This window comes from Flavobacterium supellecticarium (assembly GCF_004801375.1).
GTDB classification, from domain to species: Bacteria; Bacteroidota; Bacteroidia; order Flavobacteriales; family Flavobacteriaceae; genus Flavobacterium; species Flavobacterium supellecticarium.
Map to the genome: position 1 here is coordinate 696,136 of NZ_SSNZ01000001.1, position 21,215 is coordinate 717,350.

16 protein-coding genes are annotated in these 21,215 nt (G+C 40.2%); 8 read left to right on the top strand and 8 right to left on the bottom strand.

What is annotated here, in order from left to right; genetic code table 11:
* Nucleotides 1-97 precede the first annotated feature (97 nt).
* On the top strand, nt 98-862 hold the full coding sequence (locus E6C50_RS03265) for a cyclase family protein (RefSeq protein ID WP_136401758.1): 765 nt from the start codon (nt 98-100) through the stop codon (nt 860-862).
* A gap of 108 nt (nt 863-970) precedes the next feature.
* On the opposite strand, the gene E6C50_RS03270 is transcribed toward E6C50_RS03265, so the two are convergent.
* Nucleotides 971-4,279 carry a T9SS type B sorting domain-containing protein gene (locus E6C50_RS03270; RefSeq protein WP_136401759.1) on the bottom strand — a complete coding sequence of 1,103 codons (3,309 nt, stop codon included), beginning with the start codon at nt 4,277-4,279 and terminating at the stop codon, nt 971-973.
* Between the two features lie 195 nt (nt 4,280-4,474).
* Between E6C50_RS03270 and E6C50_RS03275 the strand changes: the two genes are divergently transcribed.
* Nucleotides 4,475-4,684 carry a hypothetical protein gene (locus E6C50_RS03275; protein ID WP_136401760.1) on the top strand — a complete coding sequence of 70 codons (210 nt, stop codon included), beginning with the start codon at nt 4,475-4,477 and terminating at the stop codon, nt 4,682-4,684.
* Here E6C50_RS03275 and E6C50_RS03280 read toward each other — a convergent pair whose 3' ends face one another.
* The 6 genes from E6C50_RS03280 to E6C50_RS03305 all read right to left on the bottom strand — a co-directional run bounded on the left by E6C50_RS03280 (nt 4,685) and on the right by E6C50_RS03305 (nt 10,564).
* Complete coding sequence (locus E6C50_RS03280) at nt 4,685-5,743, bottom strand: o-succinylbenzoate synthase (RefSeq protein WP_136401761.1); 1,059 nt, start codon at nt 5,741-5,743, stop codon at nt 4,685-4,687.
* Between the two features lie 116 nt (nt 5,744-5,859).
* The gene (locus E6C50_RS03285) at nt 5,860-6,537 is read right to left on the bottom strand and encodes a metal-dependent hydrolase (RefSeq protein ID WP_136401762.1); all 678 of its coding nucleotides are present in this window, start codon (nt 6,535-6,537) and stop codon (nt 5,860-5,862) included.
* 10 nt (nt 6,538-6,547) lie between these two features.
* A complete protein-coding gene (locus tag E6C50_RS03290; protein ID WP_136401763.1) occupies nt 6,548-7,456 on the bottom strand; it encodes a 1,4-dihydroxy-2-naphthoate polyprenyltransferase in 909 nt (302 codons plus the stop codon).
* Nucleotides 7,457-7,512: 56 nt separating this feature from the next.
* Nucleotides 7,513-8,997 (bottom strand): PH domain-containing protein, encoded by a 1,485-nt coding sequence (locus tag E6C50_RS03295; protein ID WP_136401764.1) that lies wholly within the window; start codon nt 8,995-8,997, stop codon nt 7,513-7,515.
* Complete coding sequence (locus tag E6C50_RS03300) at nt 8,984-9,646, bottom strand: PH domain-containing protein (RefSeq protein ID WP_230978947.1); 663 nt, start codon at nt 9,644-9,646, stop codon at nt 8,984-8,986. The genes E6C50_RS03295 and E6C50_RS03300 overlap by 14 nt, the downstream gene beginning before the upstream one ends.
* A 78-nt stretch (nt 9,647-9,724) precedes the next feature.
* Nucleotides 9,725-10,564 (bottom strand): 1,4-dihydroxy-2-naphthoyl-CoA synthase, encoded by an 840-nt coding sequence (locus tag E6C50_RS03305; protein ID WP_136401765.1) that lies wholly within the window; start codon nt 10,562-10,564, stop codon nt 9,725-9,727.
* Nucleotides 10,565-10,634: 70 nt separating this feature from the next.
* Between E6C50_RS03305 and E6C50_RS03310 the strand changes: the two genes are divergently transcribed.
* Together E6C50_RS03310 and E6C50_RS03315 are read left to right on the top strand one after the other, a co-directional pair.
* Nucleotides 10,635-11,753: a C1 family peptidase gene (locus E6C50_RS03310; RefSeq protein ID WP_136401766.1), complete on the top strand. Its 1,119-nt coding sequence runs from the start codon at nt 10,635-10,637 to the stop codon at nt 11,751-11,753.
* A 180-nt stretch (nt 11,754-11,933) separates the two neighbouring features.
* Nucleotides 11,934-13,124 (top strand): serine hydrolase domain-containing protein, encoded by a 1,191-nt coding sequence (locus tag E6C50_RS03315; protein ID WP_136401767.1) that lies wholly within the window; start codon nt 11,934-11,936, stop codon nt 13,122-13,124.
* 31 nt (nt 13,125-13,155) lie between these two features.
* On the opposite strand, the gene ygiD is transcribed toward E6C50_RS03315, so the two are convergent.
* Nucleotides 13,156-13,992 carry a 4,5-DOPA-extradiol-dioxygenase gene (gene ygiD, locus E6C50_RS03320; RefSeq protein WP_211089517.1) on the bottom strand — a complete coding sequence of 279 codons (837 nt, stop codon included), beginning with the start codon at nt 13,990-13,992 and terminating at the stop codon, nt 13,156-13,158.
* A gap of 334 nt (nt 13,993-14,326) precedes the next feature.
* Between ygiD and E6C50_RS03325 the strand changes: the two genes are divergently transcribed.
* From E6C50_RS03325 to E6C50_RS03340, 4 genes are read left to right on the top strand one after another with little or no spacing between them, the layout of a single operon-like run.
* Nucleotides 14,327-17,056, top strand: coding sequence for a TonB-dependent receptor (locus E6C50_RS03325; protein ID WP_136401769.1), 2,730 nt, complete (start codon nt 14,327-14,329; stop codon nt 17,054-17,056).
* A 24-nt stretch (nt 17,057-17,080) separates the two neighbouring features.
* Nucleotides 17,081-18,430 carry a DUF4876 domain-containing protein gene (locus tag E6C50_RS03330; RefSeq protein WP_136401770.1) on the top strand — a complete coding sequence of 450 codons (1,350 nt, stop codon included), beginning with the start codon at nt 17,081-17,083 and terminating at the stop codon, nt 18,428-18,430.
* Between the two features lie 59 nt (nt 18,431-18,489).
* The gene (locus E6C50_RS03335; protein ID WP_136401771.1) at nt 18,490-20,052 is read left to right on the top strand and encodes a DUF6850 family outer membrane beta-barrel protein; all 1,563 of its coding nucleotides are present in this window, start codon (nt 18,490-18,492) and stop codon (nt 20,050-20,052) included.
* Nucleotides 20,053-20,054: 2 nt separating this feature from the next.
* A complete protein-coding gene (locus E6C50_RS03340; RefSeq protein WP_136401772.1) occupies nt 20,055-21,200 on the top strand; it encodes a cytochrome-c peroxidase in 1,146 nt (381 codons plus the stop codon).
* Nucleotides 21,201-21,215 lie beyond the last annotated feature (15 nt).

Genomic DNA, 21,215 nt, shown 5'->3' on the forward strand with positions numbered 1-21,215 from the left:
ATAACAGAGTCATTTTTTACTTTGAATTTAAAAACGTATAACCTAAATTATTTTAAAACATATTTTTGCAATATTCATTATAATAGCACTATACAACATGAAGATTATCGATTTATCCAAGCCTATTCAGTACAATAAAAAAGATCCCTGGTTTATGAAAGTCCGGATCCAACACAAACCGCATCGAAAGTCGAAACTACTGATTCGCTTTTTAGGTTTACCAAGCCGACTTTTCCCACAGCATTTCTCCGGATGGGCCGATGATACTATTAAATCGATGGGCGTACACGCTACAACCCATATTGATGCCCCCTGGCATTATGCGCCAACCTGCGAAGGGAAACCGGCCAAAACAATTGATCAGATTCCATTGGAATGGTGTTATGGAAAAGGCATCGTAATCGATATGAAACACAAAGCCGATTTTGATGCGATTACAACCGAGGATATTCAATCGTTTCTTACACAACATCAGCTTACACTGGAACCCAATATGATCGTGCTGATTAAAACCGGTCGGGATATTTATAACGGAACCGAAAAGTTTCACGAAATCGGAACCGGAATGAGTGCCGAAGCCACACGTTGGCTTATCGATCAGGGAATTAAAGTTATGGGAATTGATCAATGGGGCTGGGATTTACCACTACACTATCTGATCAAACAAGCCAAAAAGGAAAATAATCGTGATCTATTCTGGGAAGCCCATCTGGTTGGATACGAAAAAGAATATTGCCATATCGAACAGCTGGTCAATCTGGACGCTTTACCCTATACCGGTTTTGACATTGCCGTTTTCCCGCTTAAAATTGTAGGTGGTTCTGCTGCGCCGGCACGCGTGGTTGCACTTTTCAAGGATTAAAATTCAAACCTGACAGGTCTTTGAGACTAATAAAAAACCTGTCAGGTTTTTGGAACCTGACAGGTTAAAAAAAGGGTTGTCGCAAAAAATGCAAACAACCCTTTTATATTATCGCTTTAAGCTAAAATGCCCTTTGACTTCCCTTCCATCCGGCAAAACCAATACATACCAGTAATCGGTAGACGGTAAGGGTTCCCGGTTATAGATTCCGTCCCATCCACCGGATGCTTTCATTTGGTATACCATCTTTCCATATCGGTCGAAGATAGTTACCATGGCATCTTTATAAGGACTTATTGTCGCGCCTTTAATACGCCATAAATCGTTATAGCCATCACCATTTGGTGTAAAGAATTTCGGGATTCCCAATACGGCGATACGTTTTTTAACCGTTCCGCAACCGTGGAAATCTTTTACATATACCGTATGAACACCCGCTTCTACATTCGCGAAAAAATGACTGTCCTGATACGGTCCTTCTTCATCATCCAAAGCATATACGTAATGATCACTAGTTCCTGTTGCATATACGGCTACAGTATTATTATCGTTATCTGATAAATCATTTACTTCTACAGCAGTGATCACCGCGACATCCGAAGCAATTACCGTAATCGTACGCGTAGCCGAACATCCGTATACTTTGTCGGTTACTTTTACGGTATAGGTTCCCGCTGTATTTACCGATAAAAGCGGTGTTGTGGCTCCATTGGACCATAGGAAATCGTAACGGTTTGCATCGGCAATTCCGGCAGATAACAGTATTGACGTATGCGCACATAATATCGGAGCAAAATCATCGGCAACCGGAGGAAGTGGTCGTACGTTTAATTTTATTTCGTGTAATCCGTTACAATCGTTATTTGTCTCGATACGGGCGTAAATAAACTGAGTGGTAGGAATGGTATTCGTAAAAGTGGTATTCAACTCGTTTTGTTCCAGTAAGGCATCCGTAAGTGTGGCATAATACGCTACATCGGTTCCGGGTGCTTCCAGCCCGGTGTCTGTTAAGGTAAAAGCAGCATAAGCCGTATCCGAACAGGCATTTAGTTCAAAACGTTGTGTTGGTGTGAGCGTTACCTGTAATTCCAGTGTCGTGGTTGTATAACAACCGGTCGTCGTATCGGTTACACGTACCGTTAGCATTTGCGGATTGGTAGTATTGGTAAAACTAGTTGCTAACGGATTGGTATTGCTGGCTTCATCAGTCGCATTGTTAAAGAATGTCGTCACGAGGTTGGCATTACCACTGGTAAGTGTCGCATTGGCTTCCATCAGGTTAAAAGTTGTTAATCCATCCGGGTTTAATCCGAAATCACATTGTACCAAAATGGCCGGAGTTGCTACCGGTAAGGCATTTACTTTTAAATGCATACTTGCCGTAGTATAACAATTCGGATTGTTTTTGTTTTCAATACGGATAAAAATCTCCTGGTCATTAGGAGTCGTATTCGTATAATTATCCGGTAACGGATTGGATTTTGTATCGGCTTGTGGCTGGTTTAAATGAAAACTGATGTTGTAATCTGCAGTATTTTGCGTTCCCAATATACCGGCTACTCGTGTTGGTAAAGTAAACGTTTGGATACCATTGGCCGTAGCATCGTCGCATAACACATAATCGGCCGCACTAACAATCTGTGGTTTTGGTGTTACCGTTACATCAAAATCAGTCAACGCATAACAAGCCGCATTGTTTCGGTTTTGAACGCGCGCGTAAATTGTAAATGTTGCTGTTGTATTCTGGAAAGCCGCCGCATTGACCGCATTGGTATTGGAAGCAGCATCTGTTGCAGACGTAAAATAGCGCACTTCAAAAGTAGCCGCGCTTTGTCCGTTTAAGATTGCATTATCCTGTTGTTGCAAATCGATTGTCATTCGCCCGTCGCTATCGGTATCGCATAAATGCATGTCCGTTGCCGGAAAAGCATTCGGTACTTCATGTATGATAACATTTTGTGTAGTGGAAGAACTTTCCCCGTTTACCGTAATGGTTAACGTAACCTGGTAATTTCCGACAGTAGCATAAACGTGTGTCGGCTCCGTTACACTTGATGTCGGAGAACCATCCCCAAAATCCCAGGTTAAAGTACCTGAATTGGCCTGATTCAAAAAAGATGGTGGTAATGTAAATGTCGTCGTATCACCCAGACAGGTATTCGCTACCTGAAAACTCGGGTTAAACACCGATGTTATAAAAGGCGGTAATCCTAAGGTGGCTAAACCATTGGCCAACGTAACGCCATTGGGAACAAAGTCACACTGAAAACCCGATTCTTCCGGATCATTAATAACACCTAAAGTAGTCGAACTAACATTCGAAAAGTATATTTTTTTATTCGGGCCTAATTGTAAGGCACCTGTACTGCCAATACCTCCGACGACTGTTCCTGAAGCCGGAATATTGCTTTGTTCCAGATCGAACTGCATCAGAACATTTCCATTATCAGTTCGCATAGTGGCATATAATTTTTTCGACTGTGCCGAAAACTCCACACCATAAGGATTTACCATCGTTTTTACAGCCAATGGATTGGAAACTATACCGGTATTTCGATCGAAGTCATATAAATAAACCGACCCGTTATTCTCTGTTCCTCCGGTAAGCGATCCGTTTTGGGAATGGGCAATGGCAAGTTTTTCGCCATTTGGTGAAGCTTTCAGATACCCAATTGCATTACGTCGGTAACCCGATGTGGTAATGACCGGATCTAAAGTCGATATAACCGGGGTTTGTCCTACACCGGTCGAAGTAATCCGGAAGGCATAAAAACGATTTACAAAATGAGTGATTACCCAATAGCCTCCGGAACCATCTCTAACAGCTGTAATTTTTTCGGAACATTTGTATTTGATTTCTTCACCGTTTGGATTCGGATCATACGTAATCAGGTGGGTGTTTCGGGTGGTTACATTTCCAATACTTCCGTTGTTCCCCACTACCGAAAGGTTTACAATGGAGTAATTAAAACCGTTATTAAAACCATCGTCTTCATCCATTGTTACTGCTGTATTTCGGTTCGGATAGGTCGCTGCATTTTCATGATGTGGTTCATCTACCGTAAAAATATAATAGACATCCGGATTTCCCGGTTTTGGAATAATGATACCCGATTGGGTACTGGATGGATCTCCAAATAAACCCCGGCCGGCAAAATAATCGCCATTAGGCATTTTAACATGATTGCGATCCCAAACCGTACGCCCGTCGGTATAAAATAATAAATCGCCACTGGCACTGGAAATCGAGCTGCAACCTTCCGTTGTAAAAATCTGTCCGTTGGGAAGTGAGGTTACATTTCCGTTAGCGTCAAAATGAAGTCCGGCACCATTGCCAAAAAACCAGTTGTTCGCTTCTCCCTGCCCGTAGATACTGATACTGGACAAAATCAGGAGAATAAAGTATTTTTTGATCATATATTAAGAAAAAAACAGACAAATATAGATAATTAAAAGTCGATAAATCGTTAAATTATCAAAAAGAGCACCTAAATAAATGCAAGTGTTAAAAAAACACGTTACGCATTAACGGATAAAAAATACCGGGTTTTTCCCCTATTTTGGTATTAAGGGATCGGCTACATTTGCCTCTATATGTAAAACAATACTCAAATGAAGGCAAGATCTCTATCTGTTATTTACTTTTTTATGGCGATTTACTCCTTTACACAGTTGTATTTCTATTTCGATGATCTGGATTTTACAACTGAGTTGTTCAAATCATTAATTATCCTGCTCACCGTGATCATTGCCATAGTCATGGTGGGTTCTTATATCAGTTTTTATATCACTAAAAAACGACGCTATATCAATCGCAAATAATTAAAGCGTCAAGGCCGTAATATTCCAATTGGCACCGGCCTGATATCCCAAATACCCTGCTGCCACTATCAGCGGGCAATCAAAATTATTGGTATAAAGACTCCCTGTCCCCAGTCCCTGGGGCATTTTATTTTGTAGCGTATAGGTCCATTGCGCTATCGCATTTAAGCCGATATTGCTTTCCAAAGCCGAGGTAATCCACCAACCGATACGCTCTTTTTCGGCCAGATCAATCCATTCCTGTGTACCGCGGAATCCGCCAATCAGGCTCGGTTTTAAAATAATGTAGTGCGGACGAATGGTTTGCAACAGTTTTTCTTTTTCAGTTTTTGTAAAAACACCGATTAGTTCTTCATCCAGGGCAATCGGTAATGGCGTTTCACCACACAATTGTGCCATGGCAGCTATATTCCCTTGTCGGATGGGTTGTTCGATACTGTGTAAGCTAAATTCCGAAAGTTTTTCGAGTTTCTCCAAAGCGTCTTCTTTTTTAAAAGCGCCATTAGCATCCACACGGATTTCAATGGTTTCCGGATCAAAATTACTACGGATAAAAGCCAACAAGTCGATTTCCGCCTGAAAATCGATGGCTCCGATTTTAAGTTTGATACATCGGAATCCCTGTTCCAGTTTTTCTTCGATTTGCTGTTTCATAAAGGCTTCGTCGCCCATCCATACCAAACCGTTAATCGGAATTTTTTTTTCCGAACGGGTAAAATCAGACGGAAACAACACAAACGGATCGGCAGCTTCCAGTGATCGGAAAGCCATTTCCAGTCCGAATTGAATCGATGGAAATTCCTGTAAACGCTCCCATAGTATGCTTTCGCCTAAATGAATATTTTCGCAGGTCCAACGGAGTTTTTCTTCATAATCTGGTCGGTCGTCGATACTCAGACTTCGTAAGATTCCACACTCGCCTATTCCGGTTTTACCCCCTTTTTTAAGGATAATAAACCAGGTTTCTTTTTCGGTTAATATACCTCTGGAAGTTCCGGAAGGTCTTTTAAACTCTAAGGTGTATTTTTGATACGTTGCTTGTACTATGGCGTCGGACATAACCGGATGGTTTTAAATTAAAATAAGATTTACAGTCGGCAATTGGTTTCCTTCCATAAATCTTATTTGTATCTGTTTTCTTTTCTCTTTATTCTTTCGTCTTTCTTCTTTTCTCTTTAAAGATCAATAGAAGCTCCGATTTCGAGTAGCATCAAATCTTTTCCCCGGTTAAAGAATTTACGGATCGCTTCCTCATGATTAATTTCAATATAACCGAATGTATCAAAATGATAGCCCAATACTTTATCACAGGCTACAAAATCGGATGCAATAATCGCATCATCCACATCCATGGTAAAGTTACTTCCGATTGGCAGAATAGCCAAATCCAGTTTGGTACGCATCGGAATCAGTTTCATATCCATTGTAAGCGCCGTATCACCGGCAATATAGATGTTTTTGTGTTCGCCTTCGATTACAAATCCGCCCGGCTGACCGCCATAACTTCCGTCCCCAAAAGAACTGGTATGAATTGCGTTCACATATTTTACCGTTCCGAAATCGAATTTCCAGCTTCCGCCATGATTCATCGGGTGATATTGAAACCCTTTGTTTCCATAATGCGAGGCAATTTCGTAGTTCGAAACGATTACAGCATTTGTTCTGGCAGCAATCGCTTCCACATCCAACGTATGATCATTATGCGCATGCGTTAGTAAAATATAATCGGCTTTTATCGCATTGATATCAATATGGGCTGCTTTCGGATTTCCGGAAATAAACGGATCTACCAAAAGGTGTTTTCCACTTACTTCAATTCCCAAACAAGCATGTCCGTAAAATGTAATTTTCATAATTTGTCGTTTAAAAAGTTAATACTACAGATAGTAAAACAGAAAAAAGAAACGTACTTAAAGCTACTTTTTTCAGTTCGGGATCCAATGCTTTCGGATCTTTATTATCGATAACTGTTTTCAGATGTTTTAAAAGCGGAATATAGGCCACTACAAAAAGGTACTGTTTCCCTTCAAAGTCAGACCAGATAGCAAATACCAATCCCAATAGCATGGCGATTAGCACAATCCCGATATGGTAACGTTTAGCATTTTGAGCGCCGATTTTTACGACTAATGTATTTTTTCCGGATTTTATATCGGATTCGCGATCGCGCATATTGTTTAGATTCAGTACTGCTACACTTAGTAAACCGACACTTATCGCCGGTAAAAACAACTTCAGATCTAACGATTGGGCATACAGGAAATTAGTTCCGAGTACGCTCACCAATCCGAAGAAGATAAACACAAACAGGTCACCCAATCCTCTGTAACCGTAGGCCGATTTCCCAACGGTATATTTAATCGCTGCCGTAATCGCCGCTAATCCCAGGACAAAGAAAAATAAGGAAAATCCGAAATTGTCACTGCCAAACGACGCATAAATCAGCGTTATTGCAATAATTAAAGTGGCTACCGATACGATAATGATTCCTTTTTTCATCTGTTCAGGTGTGATCGCACCACTTTGTATGGCGCGCTGCGGACCGATCCGATCTTTATTATCCGTTCCTTTTACACCATCGCCATAATCGTTGGCAAAGTTCGAAAGCACCTGTAGTCCTAAGGTTGTAAGGAATGCCAAACCAAAGATAATCCAATAATTAGGACTATCCGAATAGTGTTTATAAGCATAAAAACTTCCTACCAATATTCCGGAAATGGATAACGGAAGGGTTCTCAATCGTGCGGCTTCAAGCCAGATTTTGGCACTCATAGTATTTTCTTTATTCTTTTCTCTTTATTCTTTTCTCTTTATTCTTTTCTCTTCTGCTACATCCAACCTTTCGGCGTGGTTTCCACCTGATAAAGCCATACATTTACCAGTTCCTTTATTTTTGAAAAATCCCCTAAATGGAAGGAAATCGTTCCGCCGGCCGTATACAAAGTAATACTCCCGATATCGGCATTTTTATGCCAGAATAACTGACTCGTACGGATGGCTTGTATTTTATGCGGCTCGATAATCTGGTGTTCGATGTCCCAGACGCCTTTTCTACAGATGATAAATTCGTCGGTCACAAACAAACGGTTGTTTCGAAAACCAAAATACAACAACAAACCGGTGAAAACTATATATAACGGTACAAAAATAAGGTATTCCGCTATAGGTAACACCGTATAGGTATACAATAAAAACAAAATAACAAGCGGAACAAACAGGTAGAGGATAATACCTACCAGTAATCGTCTGATATTCGGTACTAAAGCAACGCCCTGTTCCGGAATTTTATGAAACAGCAATGCCATAATACGATCGCGTTCGGCTTCGGAACAGCCCGGAATGGTAATTGCCTGTTTGTCGTTTTCCTCCTGATCGGCATTCCCGGAAGCCTGTCGTATTTTCAGGGTAAGCGTATCCATTTTCTTTTGCAGATAATTCCGACTGGTGGAAACGATCTGTACTTTTTCCGGGCGGATGATCGTATTTTTAGTATTCAATAATCCATACGACAATAACAACGACTGATGTTGCCGGGTTATTTTAAAATCGAAATATTTGATAATCGTTCGTCCGAGGTTTAAAAGCAATAATATTCCCAAAAGAATAAGGATAAAAATCGTAATCGAATACATCGCGAGTCCTTTATCGATATAGGTATCGAATTTTTCACCATCGATTTCATTCGCGCGCATATAACTTTGAACATTTTCATAAATGGTTCCGAAAAAAGCGATTAGCAGCGCAAAACTGCGGAGGTAATTCGAAGTAATTCCAATCTTAAACAAACTGGAAAAACTGATTTTGATAAAAGGTTTGGTTTGCTCCGTATCGATGGTTTCGGATTCGTTATTTTTTTCGCCTTCCAGCAAACGCATTTTTAAAGCCTGCGCCAATTGATGCGAAACGGCACGAACTACGGCTTCTTTTTTCTGAGTTCCGGCAGTATCGACATCCAGCGCATAAACGCCTATCAGTTTCTGTATAAACGATTGGTTGATTGTGACCTGCTGGATTTTTTGCAGTTTGATCGCAATCCGCGTTTTGTTCAATACACCTTTATGAATAATAAACTCTTCATTCTTATCGTCTATATAAAACGTAAAATTCCGATATTGCAAATAGGCTACAATGGCGACAAACACAAATAGTCCGACAATTCCCGAAACAACCAGTGCTTTATTGAGTTCGTTAAATTTAAAAAGCCAAATCACCAAAATCGGCCATAGTCCGCGTACGATACGCTGAAAGGTATCCGTAAACATAACCAGAATTCCGACCAGTGATTGACGTTGTGGTTCATTAAAGTTCATCATCCGTAAGTTTTACCGGTGGAACCTCGTTATTTTCGGATGCAATCGACGGTATTTCTTCGATTAATTTGACCATGATCAATTGTTTGATCCGATCGGCCTGTTCTCTTCGAAGTCCGGCAATACGAATATCGCTTCCACTACCTCCTGCTGTAAAGATTTCGATTGTGGCAAGATCCAGTTTCCGGGAAACCGGTCCTTCGTGTAACGCCACGTGTTGCACCCGATTATACGGGATCACAGTTATGGTCGTGGCAATTACACCGCTTTTAAACAAGACATCATGTTGGCGAAAGGCAAATCCTTTTTTGCGAAAAGAAACCAAGGCAATTACCAGCGTCATTATAATAACAATTACAATCGCCAAAACACCTATTAATAATACGGTTCCAAAAACCATATCCGGGTTGATCAGCAGAAACGCACCCAAAATTCCGATCAGGATCAAGGCAAAAACTGCGGTATTAAAAAAGATCACTTTTTTATAGTCGGCCTGTAGTGGTTCAAAGTCAACCGCTTCAAATCGCGGTAACTGACGGGTGTCAATACTAGTATTGGTAAACGATTCCATAGTAGCTGTGTTTCGGTCGGTATCTATTTCTATAGTTTCAAAAATAGGAATTTGTTCCGAACGATTTTTATAGTGTTCCAATTATTATTACATAAAAAAGTAGGAGAAACCCCTACTCTTTTACGGCATCCGAATGCCAATTGTATTATAGGTTATCCATTACGGAATCCATTTCTTTTCGAAGTTTGGTTTGCGTTTTTCCAAAAAGGCATTTCTTCCTTCTACCGCTTCATCGGTCATATAGGCCAAACGCGTCGCCTCACCGGCAAACACCTGTTGTCCTACCATTCCGTCGTCGGTTAGGTTCATTGCAAATTTCAACATCTTGATAGACGTTGGCGATTTTGCCAGAATTTCCTGTGCCCATTCATAAGCAGTATCTTCCAATTCCGCATGCGGAATTACGGCATTTACCATTCCCATTTCAAAAGCTTCCTGAGCCGAATAATTACGACCTAAAAAGAAAATTTCTCTTGCTTTTTTCTGTCCGACCATTTTCGCCAGGTACGCCGATCCGTATCCACCGTCAAAACTGGTTACATCGGCATCGGTTTGTTTAAAAATAGCGTGTTCTTTACTCGCCAGTGTCAGATCGCAAACCACGTGTAAACTATGTCCGCCACCTACAGCCCATCCCGGTACTACGGCAATAACCGCTTTTGGCATAAAACGGATCAATCGTTGTACTTCCAGAATGTTTAAACGGTGCATGCCATCTTCTCCAACATAGCCCTGGTGTCCTCTTGCTTTTTGATCACCACCACTACAAAATGAATAAACACCGTCTTTAGACGAAGGTCCTTCGGCCGATAATAATACGACACCAATGGACGTATCTTCCTGTGCATCGTAGAAAGCCTGGTATAATTCACTTGTTGTTTTCGGACGGAAGGCATTGCGTACATCCGGACGATTAAACGCGATACGGGCTACCCCATTGCATTTCTTATAGGTTATGTCTTCGAATTCCCGAACAGTCTGCCAGTTTATCGTACTCATATTTTTAAATTTTAGCGTAAAAATAAACCATTTTTTGCATTATCTTGCACTTCCAAAAAATTATAATACAATGAAAAAGATTTTTGTTTCAGCAGCCTTACTGGGTTTAATTTTTTCAGCTCAGGCTCAAAAATATGAGTTTCAAACCGTTACCGACCTAGAAGCCTTACCGGTAATCAGTCAGGGTAACACCGGAACCTGCTGGAGTTTTTCTACTTCTTCTTTCCTGGAATCGGAAGTGATTCGTTTAACCGGAAAGAAAATCGATTTATCCGAAATGTATCAGGTACGCAACACCTATCCTAAAAAAGCGGACAACTATATTATGCGTCAGGGTAAAGCACAATTTGGCGAAGGTGGATTGGCACATGATGTGATCAATAGTGTAGCCGATTACGGTTTGGTTCCGAATAGCGTTTTTACAGGACTTAACGGAACATCCGAAACCTTTAACCACGCCGAAATGGTAGCCGTAATGGAAAGTATGCTAAAAGCCTATGCCGAAAATCCGGGAAAAAAATTATCGCCAAACTGGAAAAAAGCCATCGAAGCGATGCTGGATATCTATATCGGTAAAAACGTAACGGAGTTTACCTACGAAGGGAAAAAATATACCCCGAAAAGCTTTCAGGCGATGACCAAAATCAACCCGAAAGACTATGTAACGATTACTTCGTTTACGCATACGCCCAATTACGGGACGTTTATCCTGAATGTTCCGGATAACTTTTCGAACGGTAGTTTTTACAACCTTCCATTGGAAGAATATATCGCAAATATCGATAATGCACTGGCCAATGGTTTTACCGTGGAACTGGATTGTGACGTGAGCGAACCTACTTTCTCCGGAAAATATGGTGTGGCTGTGATTCCAAATGATGAGGCCGATACGAAAACTATTTTAACCGAAATCAAACCGGAAAAAGCGATTACACCGGAATACCGTCAGGCGGAATTTGAAAATTTAGCAACTCAGGATGATCACCTGATGCATATTGTTGGAAAAGTAAAAGACCAAAAAGGAAACGTATATTATAAAGTAAAAAACTCATGGGGTACCGATCCGAATCGTGTTGCCAACGGTGGTTATGTTTATATGAGCGTTCCGTATATGAAACTAAAATCGATTTCAGTTTTGGTTCATAAAGATGCCTTACAAAAAGATACCCGTAAAAAATTGGGATTGTAAATAATACATCAAAAAAGGACTACAAAAGGACTGTTTTTAAAGTAGACAGTCCTTTTTTTATGGCTTTCAGAATCTGTTTTAGCAAAAAATTTTAACAGAAATAATTCCCCAATGCATTTTATAAATACTGTGTGTTATTTATATTTGCCTTTTACTAAATTTTACCCCGGAACGCATTAAATGAAACTGAAACAATATATACCCCTATTTTCCATATTATTATTAGTCGCCTGCAATAAAAAAGATAATTCCCGAGATTCTGACAATAACCCTAACGATACTGCCTTATTAGCCGGTGATTTTTCGATTAAATTACCCAAGGTTTCCACTCGTTTTATTTCGGATAACAAAGCTTTTGTTGAGCGCTTTTACAACAAACACTATAACGCCAGCGATTATAGCGGTGGTTTTTTGGTGGCCAAAAACGGTCAGATTATTTACGAAAATTATAGTGGCTATGCTTATAAGGAAAAAGGTGCTAAAATAACCGAAGACACACCGATCCATATTGCTTCGGTGAGTAAAATGATCACGGCTGTAACTGTAATGAAACTGGCCGAAGAAGGAAAAATCAAGTTTGACCTTCCTGTTAAAAATTATCTTCCTGAGTTTCCATATGAAAAAACCACGGTACGGATGTTGTTAAACCACCGTAGCGGATTGCGAAACTACGCCTACTTTACCGCTGATAAAGGCGTTTGGGACAAGAAAAAAACCTTAACCAATCAGGATGTGCTAACTATACTGGCGACTAAAAACGTAGGCTTGGAATCCCAGCCGGGTACCCGTTTCGGCTATTGTAATACAAACTATGCTTTACTAGCGTTGATCATTGAAAAAGTAACCGGAAAAAAGTATCCGACAGTCATGAAGGAAATGATCTTTGAACCGCTGGGAATGACCCATACGTTCGTTTTTGACGATCTGAAAAAGAAAGACGAAGTAAGTCAGTCGTATAAAGGAAATTACCTTCGTTTAGCTTTTGAATTTCTGGATCAGGTATATGGCGATAAAAATATTTATTCCACACCGCGGGATCTTTTAAAATTTGATATCGCGACCTATAACGACGATTTTTTAAGTCAGGAGATGAAAGCCGAAATGTTTAAAGGCTATAGCTACGAACGCAAAGGAACCCGAAACTACGGATTAGGTGTGCGTATGCTGGAATTCGAAACCGGTCAGAAGTACTTTTTCCATAACGGTTGGTGGCATGGAAACACATCATCACTGGTAACCCTGCGTAAAGACACGGTTTCCATCATTGCCCTTTCCAATAAATACACCCATAAGACATATCAGACCAAAAAGCTGGCACCTCATTTTGGCGATTACCCGTTTAAATTCAGTAAAGAAGAAAGTGACGAATAATAAAAAACTCCGGTGCTATATCGGAGTTTTTTTATACGCCAATTTTAACCGACGTCATCGTTAACGAACCGCCAACCGCCTTATCGTTAAAAAACGTGGTCGGATCGTTACTATCCTGTAATCCCAGCGTATACAACAACGGATAATAATGATCCGGTGTTGGAATAGCTAGTTTTGCAGCTTTATTCAGGTTTTCATAAGCAATCAAAGCTTTATGGTCACCATCGGCTATTTTAGCTTTAAAAAGCGTGTTCATTTCCACCGCCCAATCGTAACCATATTCCGGTTCGGCCAGTTTGTCCCAGGCCACCATTCGCAGGTTGTGTACCATGTTACCGCTTCCAATGATCAAAACACCTTTTTTACGGAGACTCGCCAATTGCTTCGCCAGTTCATAATGATATTGTGGTGGTTTGTTATAATCGATACTCAATTGCAAAACGGGAATATCTGCATTGGGATACATATGGCGTACCACCGTCCAGGTTCCGTGATCCAATCCCCAATCGTGATCCAATCCGACATCGGTCGTCGTTACCAGTCCGGCGGTAGCTTTGGCCAATTCCGGACTACCGGGAGCCGGATATTGTACATCGAACAACGCCTGTGGAAATCCTCCGAAATCGTGAATCGTTTTGGGATGGTTCATCGCTGTAATATGCGTTCCCCGAGTAAGCCAGTGTGCCGAAATAACCAAAACCGCTTTGGGTTTTGGAATATCTTTTCCCATTTTGGCCCAGGTTTGCGAAAATTCGTTGTCTTCAATACCATTCATCGGCGAGCCATGTCCGATAAACAAAACCGGAAGTTTTATATCTTCTTCCTTTAAATCTTGTGTCCAGTTATAAAACGGATATAATGTTGCCATACCTGCTCCTCCTATTATAGTTTTAATAAAATCCAGTCTTTTCATTACTATACAATATTTGTATATACAAATATATATCTTATCTCATTCATACCGCTTATTTTTTTGATTTTTAACATTTTACCTTTAAAATCTTAAAATTAACAATTATAAAATAAAAAACATATTACTATATACTTAAACTATTCACTCTTTTTACCCCAAAAAAATAAAGAAACTCATTTTTACCTGTTAATTATTTTTAAAAAAGACATAAACTACAAAAAAATTATTTAGCATTAGTCTAAATAAAATAATGATGGTATTTTTGTGCCATTAAAAAAACCAAAATAAAGTGAGGTTATTATACGTCATTATACTACTCGCCTTCCAAACTGTAGTGGCACAAAAACACATTAACGGACAGGTTTTCGATCGTGATACCAAAGAACCGTTACCAAGTGTATTTGTTGTGAATCCCGAAACCAATGATTGGGCAATTACCGACGAAACGGGCACATTCCAGTTGCGTATGCCCAATACTAAAGAAGTAAGTATTACCTTTAGATTATTAGGAAAACAGGAAACAACCTTAAACTATAAAAAAGAAAATCTAAATACAAAGATTGTTGTTTTCCTTCAAAAACAGGATTTACGTCTGGATGAAGTGGTCGTTACGGCTCGTAAAGGAAAAAAATTCTCCGAAATTACCATTGGCCGAGAGGTTATCGAACAGGTACAGGCCTTCTCACTTAATGAAGTACTGGAGCAATTACCCGGACAAGCCATTACCAATTTTACCTTAAACGAATTCAAACCGATCGCTTTCCGTACGGTACGCCCTTCTACCGCTGCTAATACCGGTTTTGGAAATAAATCATTCGGAACGGCTATAGTTGTCGACGGTATTCCAATTTCGAATAACGAAAATATGCAGTCCTATGGCGGAAATTACGGCCCGCCTTTCTCCCCTAACTTTTTAGGTTTTGGCGATCCGTCGTCGTCGTCCGGATTTAACGGTTATTTTTCGAATGCCAATTTTGGTGCCGATTTACGGGAAATTCCGGTGGATAATATCGAAAAAGTAGAAGTCGTACAAGGAGTTCCATCGGCCAAATATGGCGATCTGACATCCGGTTTGATCAAAATCGAACAAAAAGCCGGTAAATCTCCGTATCGCGTCTATACTTCCTTACGCGACGGAACAACCGAATATGGCTTTGCCAAAGGTTTTAAAGTGAACGATAAAATCGGTTTTGTAAACCTTACGGTTAATTATTTAAAATCGAATGCCGAACCGCGTGTTTCCTATACCGAATACGAACGGATTACTACAAATTTAATGTGGAGCTGGACGAGTAAAAGTAAAAACATCCGCAACTCTTTTTCGGTGGATTATGGTTTTAATAACGATAATGTGAATTACGAAGAAGAAGATACCGATAATAAAATTGTAAAAAACAAAAAGAAAGACCTTTCCGTTTCCAATCGTTTTAAATGGAAATTCAGCGAAAACAGTTTTTTCGATAATCTGGATATCAACGCGAATTTCAGATATAGTGATCAACTTACATATGAATCCAAGTTTGTGAATATTGGTGGTAGTATTGTCGGAACCAGTACCGAAGAAGGTGTTTATTCCGGAACTTATACCCTACCGAGCTATACATCCGTTAAAGCGGTAGAAGGTATTCCGATTTCCTCTTTTGCGTCGGCCGATTTATACAAAACATTTAACACCGGCGATTGGTCGCATTCGTTATTATTCGGTACCTCTTTCCGAACCAGCGATAACAAAGGACGCGGGCGTTTGGGCAGTCCGGAAACGATGATCAGTGCTTTTGCCTCAACAAACGGTGGTTCCGGTCAGGGATTCCGACCGTATAATTATGGCGAAAACATCCGTGCCGAATACCAGTTTTCGCTATACGCCGAAGACAATATCACCCGAAACTGGGAAAACAGCACTTTTTATATGAATACCGGTGTGCGTTTGGATAATCAATTTGGTTTTACAACACTGGCACCGCGTATTAACAGTTATTATCAAAACGATAATTTTAAGATTCGCGGTGGTTTCGGAATTACTTCCAAAGCACCTTCATTAAACCAGATTTATACTGGTCCGCGTTACTATGATGCCGTTTTGGGCGATTATCGTTACCCGGGTTATTACAACCTTGGAATCGTACAGACTTTTATTGATTATGCCAATAATAAAGATCTGAAACCAACCAAAAGTATACGTACCGAATTGGGATTTGATTACAAACTACCTTTCGGAAACCTTAATTTAACCGGTTTTTACAACAAAATGTACGATGGAATTACCAATGAAGGTATCCCAAGTGTACGCGATATGGCCATACTTGACATACAGTTTAACGGTACACAAACACCAACCTATCAGGTAACAGGTTATACGCCTTTCTATTATTTACAAAGTCGTTTGGTCAACAAATTCGAATCGAAAGACCGGGGATTAGAGTTTTTTATGAGTTTTGAAAAAACACCATTTAAAAATATCACCTTCGATATTCAGGGAAGTTATACTGAAACAGTTAATACCGATACCCGCGATTCTTTCGAGCGTATCGCCAGTACGACACCAAGACCGGAAAAGATGGCCGTTTTAAAACCGTATGACGAAAATTCTAAAAGCTTCCGATTGGGCGCGAATATCAATTACCACCTTCCAAAAGTGGGATTGGTAATTGCTGTTCGAAGCGAACATTTTATCATTGATAATACCAATTATAGAAGCGGTAACCGTTTATATGCCTATATCGACGAAAACTTAAACAAAATAATTATCCCGGAAGCCGAAAGAGATACGCATCCGTTATTACCGTTATTAGCGCAAAACAATGCATTAATCGACCGGTCGTTACAAAAAGTATTTCACAATTTTCACTTACGTGTTTCCAAAGATTTTAAAAACGGATTCCGTTTTTCATTCTATTCCAATAATTTCCTGGATCTAAAGCAAACGGAAACATTGATCGACAACGGCGTACCGACCCGACGTCCAAAAGCAGGAATGGTACAACTATCCTTCGGAACCAAAATCGAATATCAATTTTAATAATTAATTTATAATCCCCCTTACATGAAAAAACTTCTTGTATTACTCAGTGCAGCATTAGCCTTCACATCCTGTTCGGATGATGATTTCGGTAATGCTAATAACGGACTACAACCGGTAAACTTTTCGGTAAATCTTAAATACGACCCTATCACGTTTAACGGACAATCGGTTAACGGTGGTTCTGTAATTTTAACCAACACCAATACCGGCGATACCTATACTATCGAATCCGGAACCAACGGTATTGCAAATTTCCCTGCAGTAATCCCAGGAACCTATAATATTACAGCTACTAAGACGCTAACCAGTACTGAATTTAACACACAATTCGGATATACACCGGAAACACAAACCGTATTATTTAACGGTGCGCAGGAACAAGTGATCATCAATGCTAATGTAAACGCTACGGAATTGAAACTAAAAACGGTTCGTATTGGAGACTTAGTAATCAAACAAATTTCTTATGCCGGTTCGCATGCGCAACAAGGAGCGGTTTTCAGAGATCAGTTTATTGAAATCTATAACAACTCGAACGAGACGATCTATGCGGATGGTTTATGTATCGGACAGCTTTACGGAAAAACATCAACTACAACGGCTGCTTATACTTTAGCTAGCGGTCAGTTTGACTGGAGCAAATCGATTGGTATGACGGCTGGTTCATCGGCGAATACTGATTATGTATATGCTGATTATGTGATCCGTATTCCGGGTTCGGGAACAACCTACCCGATTTTACCAGGTGAAAGTATCGTAATTGCACAAACCGGAATCAACCACAAATCGCCTTTAGTAGACAACAGTGGTGAACCGCTTACCGTACAAAATCCGGAACTAACTGTAGATTTAAGTACGGCTGATTTTGAAGTATATTTAGGTGACTATAGATTAGCACTTGGAGAAGACGTATACCGTTTTGACATTCAGAACCCGGCAGTAACCGATATGGAAATTGCCTATTGGGGAAGACCAGGTTACAGCAGCCCGAACAAAGATTTTCTTATGGATAACTTAGGCCGTGACAGCTTTGTAATTTTCCGTGGTGACGATTTAAACAGCTACCAGAATTTCCCGGATCCGTCTATTGCTTCGATTACAAATACGACAAAATTCTTTGTTCAGATTCCGAACAATAAAATCATCGATGGGGTAGAATTACAACACTACAACCCAAGTAGCCAACGTCCAAAAATGCTACAATCCCAAATCGATGCTTCATCTGTTAACTGTGACGCTGCTTATAACTCGCAAGCGGTTTACCGTAAAGTAAAATCGATCGTAAACGGACGTAAGATCTTAGAAGACACCAACAACTCTTCTAACGATTTCATAAAACAAAAAGCAAATCCAAGAGGTTTTGCAAACTAGTCTGATACAACAGACTTTTTTATAAACGTTTCTTATTTTTTAAGAACAAGCTTTACAATATGACTTCAAAAAAAGTACTATTCTATTTTATTCTGTTAGTGAGTTGTGCCGTTCAGGCGCAGCTCACTGATAGTTTATCGGTACCTCAAAATGTATTCTACAACGACATCCGCCAGCAATTCTGGAAAAACCCGTTGTTTTATACGACACAACATTTGAATGACTTTACGTTGACACAAATCGAATTCAGTCAGAAAAACCTGAATTTAAAACGTGTTCAGACGGCCGACAAAACAACGCAGTACCGTTTCTCCACTCAGGGAATATATAATGTAAAACCCCGACTACGTTTATTTGGTGGTTTTACATTCGATAAATCGTCTGAAAAAGGACTGGGTTATAACTTTTCGTCCCAACGAACGGAAAATCAAAACGTATTGTCGCCCAATTATTTCTTTGCGCCCCGAAAAGGAAACTGGGACAATCAGGAATACAATCTTGATGGTGGTTTTGCCTATCAGTTTGACAATCACATCCTGTTAGGCGGAAAAGCATTTTATAAAAACGGTAAAAACTACCGTACCAACGATCCGCGACCGGAAATCGAACTGAGTAACTATGGTGGTGAGATTCAAACCGGATACCATTTCCGTAACCACAGCCTGATCGTATTTGCCGGAATGTCCAAAAAAACGGAAACCGATAACATTACGTATGTAAACGATGCCGCAAATGCCCCCGCCTATCCGGAAACCTTTACCCGTTTTTCATCCGGTTATGGCCGTATTATCTTTAACTCGTCATACAACCGTTATATTTTTAATACGATCGATAAAAACTTTGGCTTTGGCTATCAATACCAAAACAACCGAAACAGCTGGAATGCTTCCTATCGTTATAATAAATCGCTGGAAAGCTTTTACGGCAAAAATGCACGCGGTTATGTGTATATTGATGACGAACTAAAGCAGTTTATGTACCGTCTGGTTTCCCATACCACCGACCTGAATTATTTCTATGACGGTGTGGAAAAAGACTATAAACTTCGGTTTGGCTACGAAAAGCAAAAAGGAGATAACTTTTCGGTTGTGGAAAACGGACAGAATTACCGTATGAATCTGGATATTTTCTCGTTTAACAGCGGTGTGATCAAAAAAGATAAAAACCGTGTCGTTTACAGCTTTGAATTCGGAGCCAACTATATGCGTCATAAATACGTCGATTTATTGGGAAGTACCGACAAACGATTGAATACACTGGAACTTTCGGCTGCTTTTAACAAAGACCTCTTGTCGAAAGAGAAAAATACACTAAATCTGGCTTTAGGTGTACAACACTATCAGGCGTTGGGTGAAAGTCTGCTTTTTATTCCGATTTCCACATCGAACCTGTCGTTTGCCAATAATGTGATCCAACCGGATCAGGCGTATGATGCCACTTCAAAATTACGTTCCAATATTATGCTGCAATACCAATACAGCCTTTCTAAAACTAAAAAGTTACGTATTTTTGCAAACTATAATACTCTTGTTGCAATAGGTGATCAATACAAAACCTATACAACGGATTACAATACCACAGCGAGTACCTATTTTAACGGTGGGATCTCGATAATTTATTAAGTATGAAAAAGATTATTGGATTTACAGTCCTTAGTTTTTTATTCGTCGGACTGGTTTCTCTAAAAAGCAATAAAGACGATGAAAAGTATTATTCGATAGCCGATCTGAAAAAAATATACAGCAGCGGCGATGTGAGCACATGGCCAAAGCCAACTGTCGATAGTAGCGTTGTAGATTTTCAGGATTTAGGTGTATTGCCTAAGGTGAAGTTTCCAGCCGAAAATCCGTATTCCGAAGCCAAAAGAGACCTTGGAAAAATATTGTTCTTTGATCCGAGATTGTCCAAATCCGGTCAGATTTCGTGTGCTTCCTGTCATGATCCCGAATTAGGATGGGGCGACGGAAAACGAGTATCCCACGGACACGACCGTACGCCGGGAACCCGAAACTCCAAACCGATCATCAACGTAGCCTACTCCACTATCTTTTTTTGGGACGGACGTGCGGCCAGTTTGGAAGATCAGGCGCGTTTCCCGATTGTCGATACCAAGGAAATGAACAACCACATGGATATTGCGGTTAAAACGATCAAAAAAATAAAAGGGTATCAGCCGCTTTTCCAAAAGGCTTTCGGCGATGAAAAGGTAACCGAAGAGAAAATTTTTAAAGCCATTGCCACTTTCGAACGCACCGTTGTGAGTCGTAAGAGTCGTTTTGATAAATTTATCGAAGGCGATTCAACACAATTATCCGATAAGGAAGTAGCCGGTTTACACCTGTTCCGTACCAAGGCCCGATGCATTAACTGTCATAATTCGGTTTTATTTTCTGATAATCAGTTTCACAATGCCGGTTTAACGTACTACGGTCGTAAATACGAAGATTTAGGACGTTATAACATTACCAAAAATGCCGACGATGTGGGTAAATTCCGAACGCCTTCCCTACGTGAAGTTGGAAAAACCGGACCGTATATGCACAATGGTCTTTTCCCGGAACTACGCGGTGTTTTAAATCTGTATAATGCCGGTATGCCCAATTTAAAACCAAAAGGCGAACAGGTAAACGACAAACTGTTTCCGAAAACCTCACCTTTACTGAAAAAACTGGAACTAAATAAAGAAGAACTCGATGCTTTGGAAGCGTTTCTTCAGAGCATCACTTCTGTGATCTACCGGGAACCTGCACCGGAAAAACTGCCGGGATAAAAAAGGAGCACTTAA

Excerpts from the sequence above, each read along its gene's own strand:
- E6C50_RS03265 (WP_136401758.1), top strand. The coding sequence starts at position 98 with ATGAAGATTATCGATTTATCCAAGCCTATTCAGTACAATAAAAAAGAT.
- E6C50_RS03270 (WP_136401759.1), bottom strand. The coding sequence starts at position 4,279 with ATGATCAAAAAATACTTTATTCTCCTGATTTTGTCCAGTATCAGTATC.
- E6C50_RS03275 (WP_136401760.1), top strand. The coding sequence starts at position 4,475 with ATGAAGGCAAGATCTCTATCTGTTATTTACTTTTTTATGGCGATTTAC.
- E6C50_RS03280 (WP_136401761.1), bottom strand. The coding sequence starts at position 5,743 with ATGTCCGACGCCATAGTACAAGCAACGTATCAAAAATACACCTTAGAG.
- E6C50_RS03285 (WP_136401762.1), bottom strand. The coding sequence starts at position 6,537 with ATGAAAATTACATTTTACGGACATGCTTGTTTGGGAATTGAAGTAAGT.
- E6C50_RS03290 (WP_136401763.1), bottom strand. The coding sequence starts at position 7,456 with ATGAGTGCCAAAATCTGGCTTGAAGCCGCACGATTGAGAACCCTTCCG.
- E6C50_RS03295 (WP_136401764.1), bottom strand. The coding sequence starts at position 8,997 with ATGATGAACTTTAATGAACCACAACGTCAATCACTGGTCGGAATTCTG.
- E6C50_RS03305 (WP_136401765.1), bottom strand. The coding sequence starts at position 10,564 with ATGAGTACGATAAACTGGCAGACTGTTCGGGAATTCGAAGACATAACC.
- E6C50_RS03310 (WP_136401766.1), top strand. The coding sequence starts at position 10,635 with ATGAAAAAGATTTTTGTTTCAGCAGCCTTACTGGGTTTAATTTTTTCA.
- E6C50_RS03315 (WP_136401767.1), top strand. The coding sequence starts at position 11,934 with ATGAAACTGAAACAATATATACCCCTATTTTCCATATTATTATTAGTC.
- ygiD (WP_211089517.1), bottom strand. The coding sequence starts at position 13,992 with ATGGCAACATTATATCCGTTTTATAACTGGACACAAGATTTAAAGGAA.
- E6C50_RS03330 (WP_136401770.1), top strand. The coding sequence starts at position 17,081 with ATGAAAAAACTTCTTGTATTACTCAGTGCAGCATTAGCCTTCACATCC.
- E6C50_RS03335 (WP_136401771.1), top strand. The coding sequence starts at position 18,490 with ATGACTTCAAAAAAAGTACTATTCTATTTTATTCTGTTAGTGAGTTGT.
- E6C50_RS03340 (WP_136401772.1), top strand. The coding sequence starts at position 20,055 with ATGAAAAAGATTATTGGATTTACAGTCCTTAGTTTTTTATTCGTCGGA.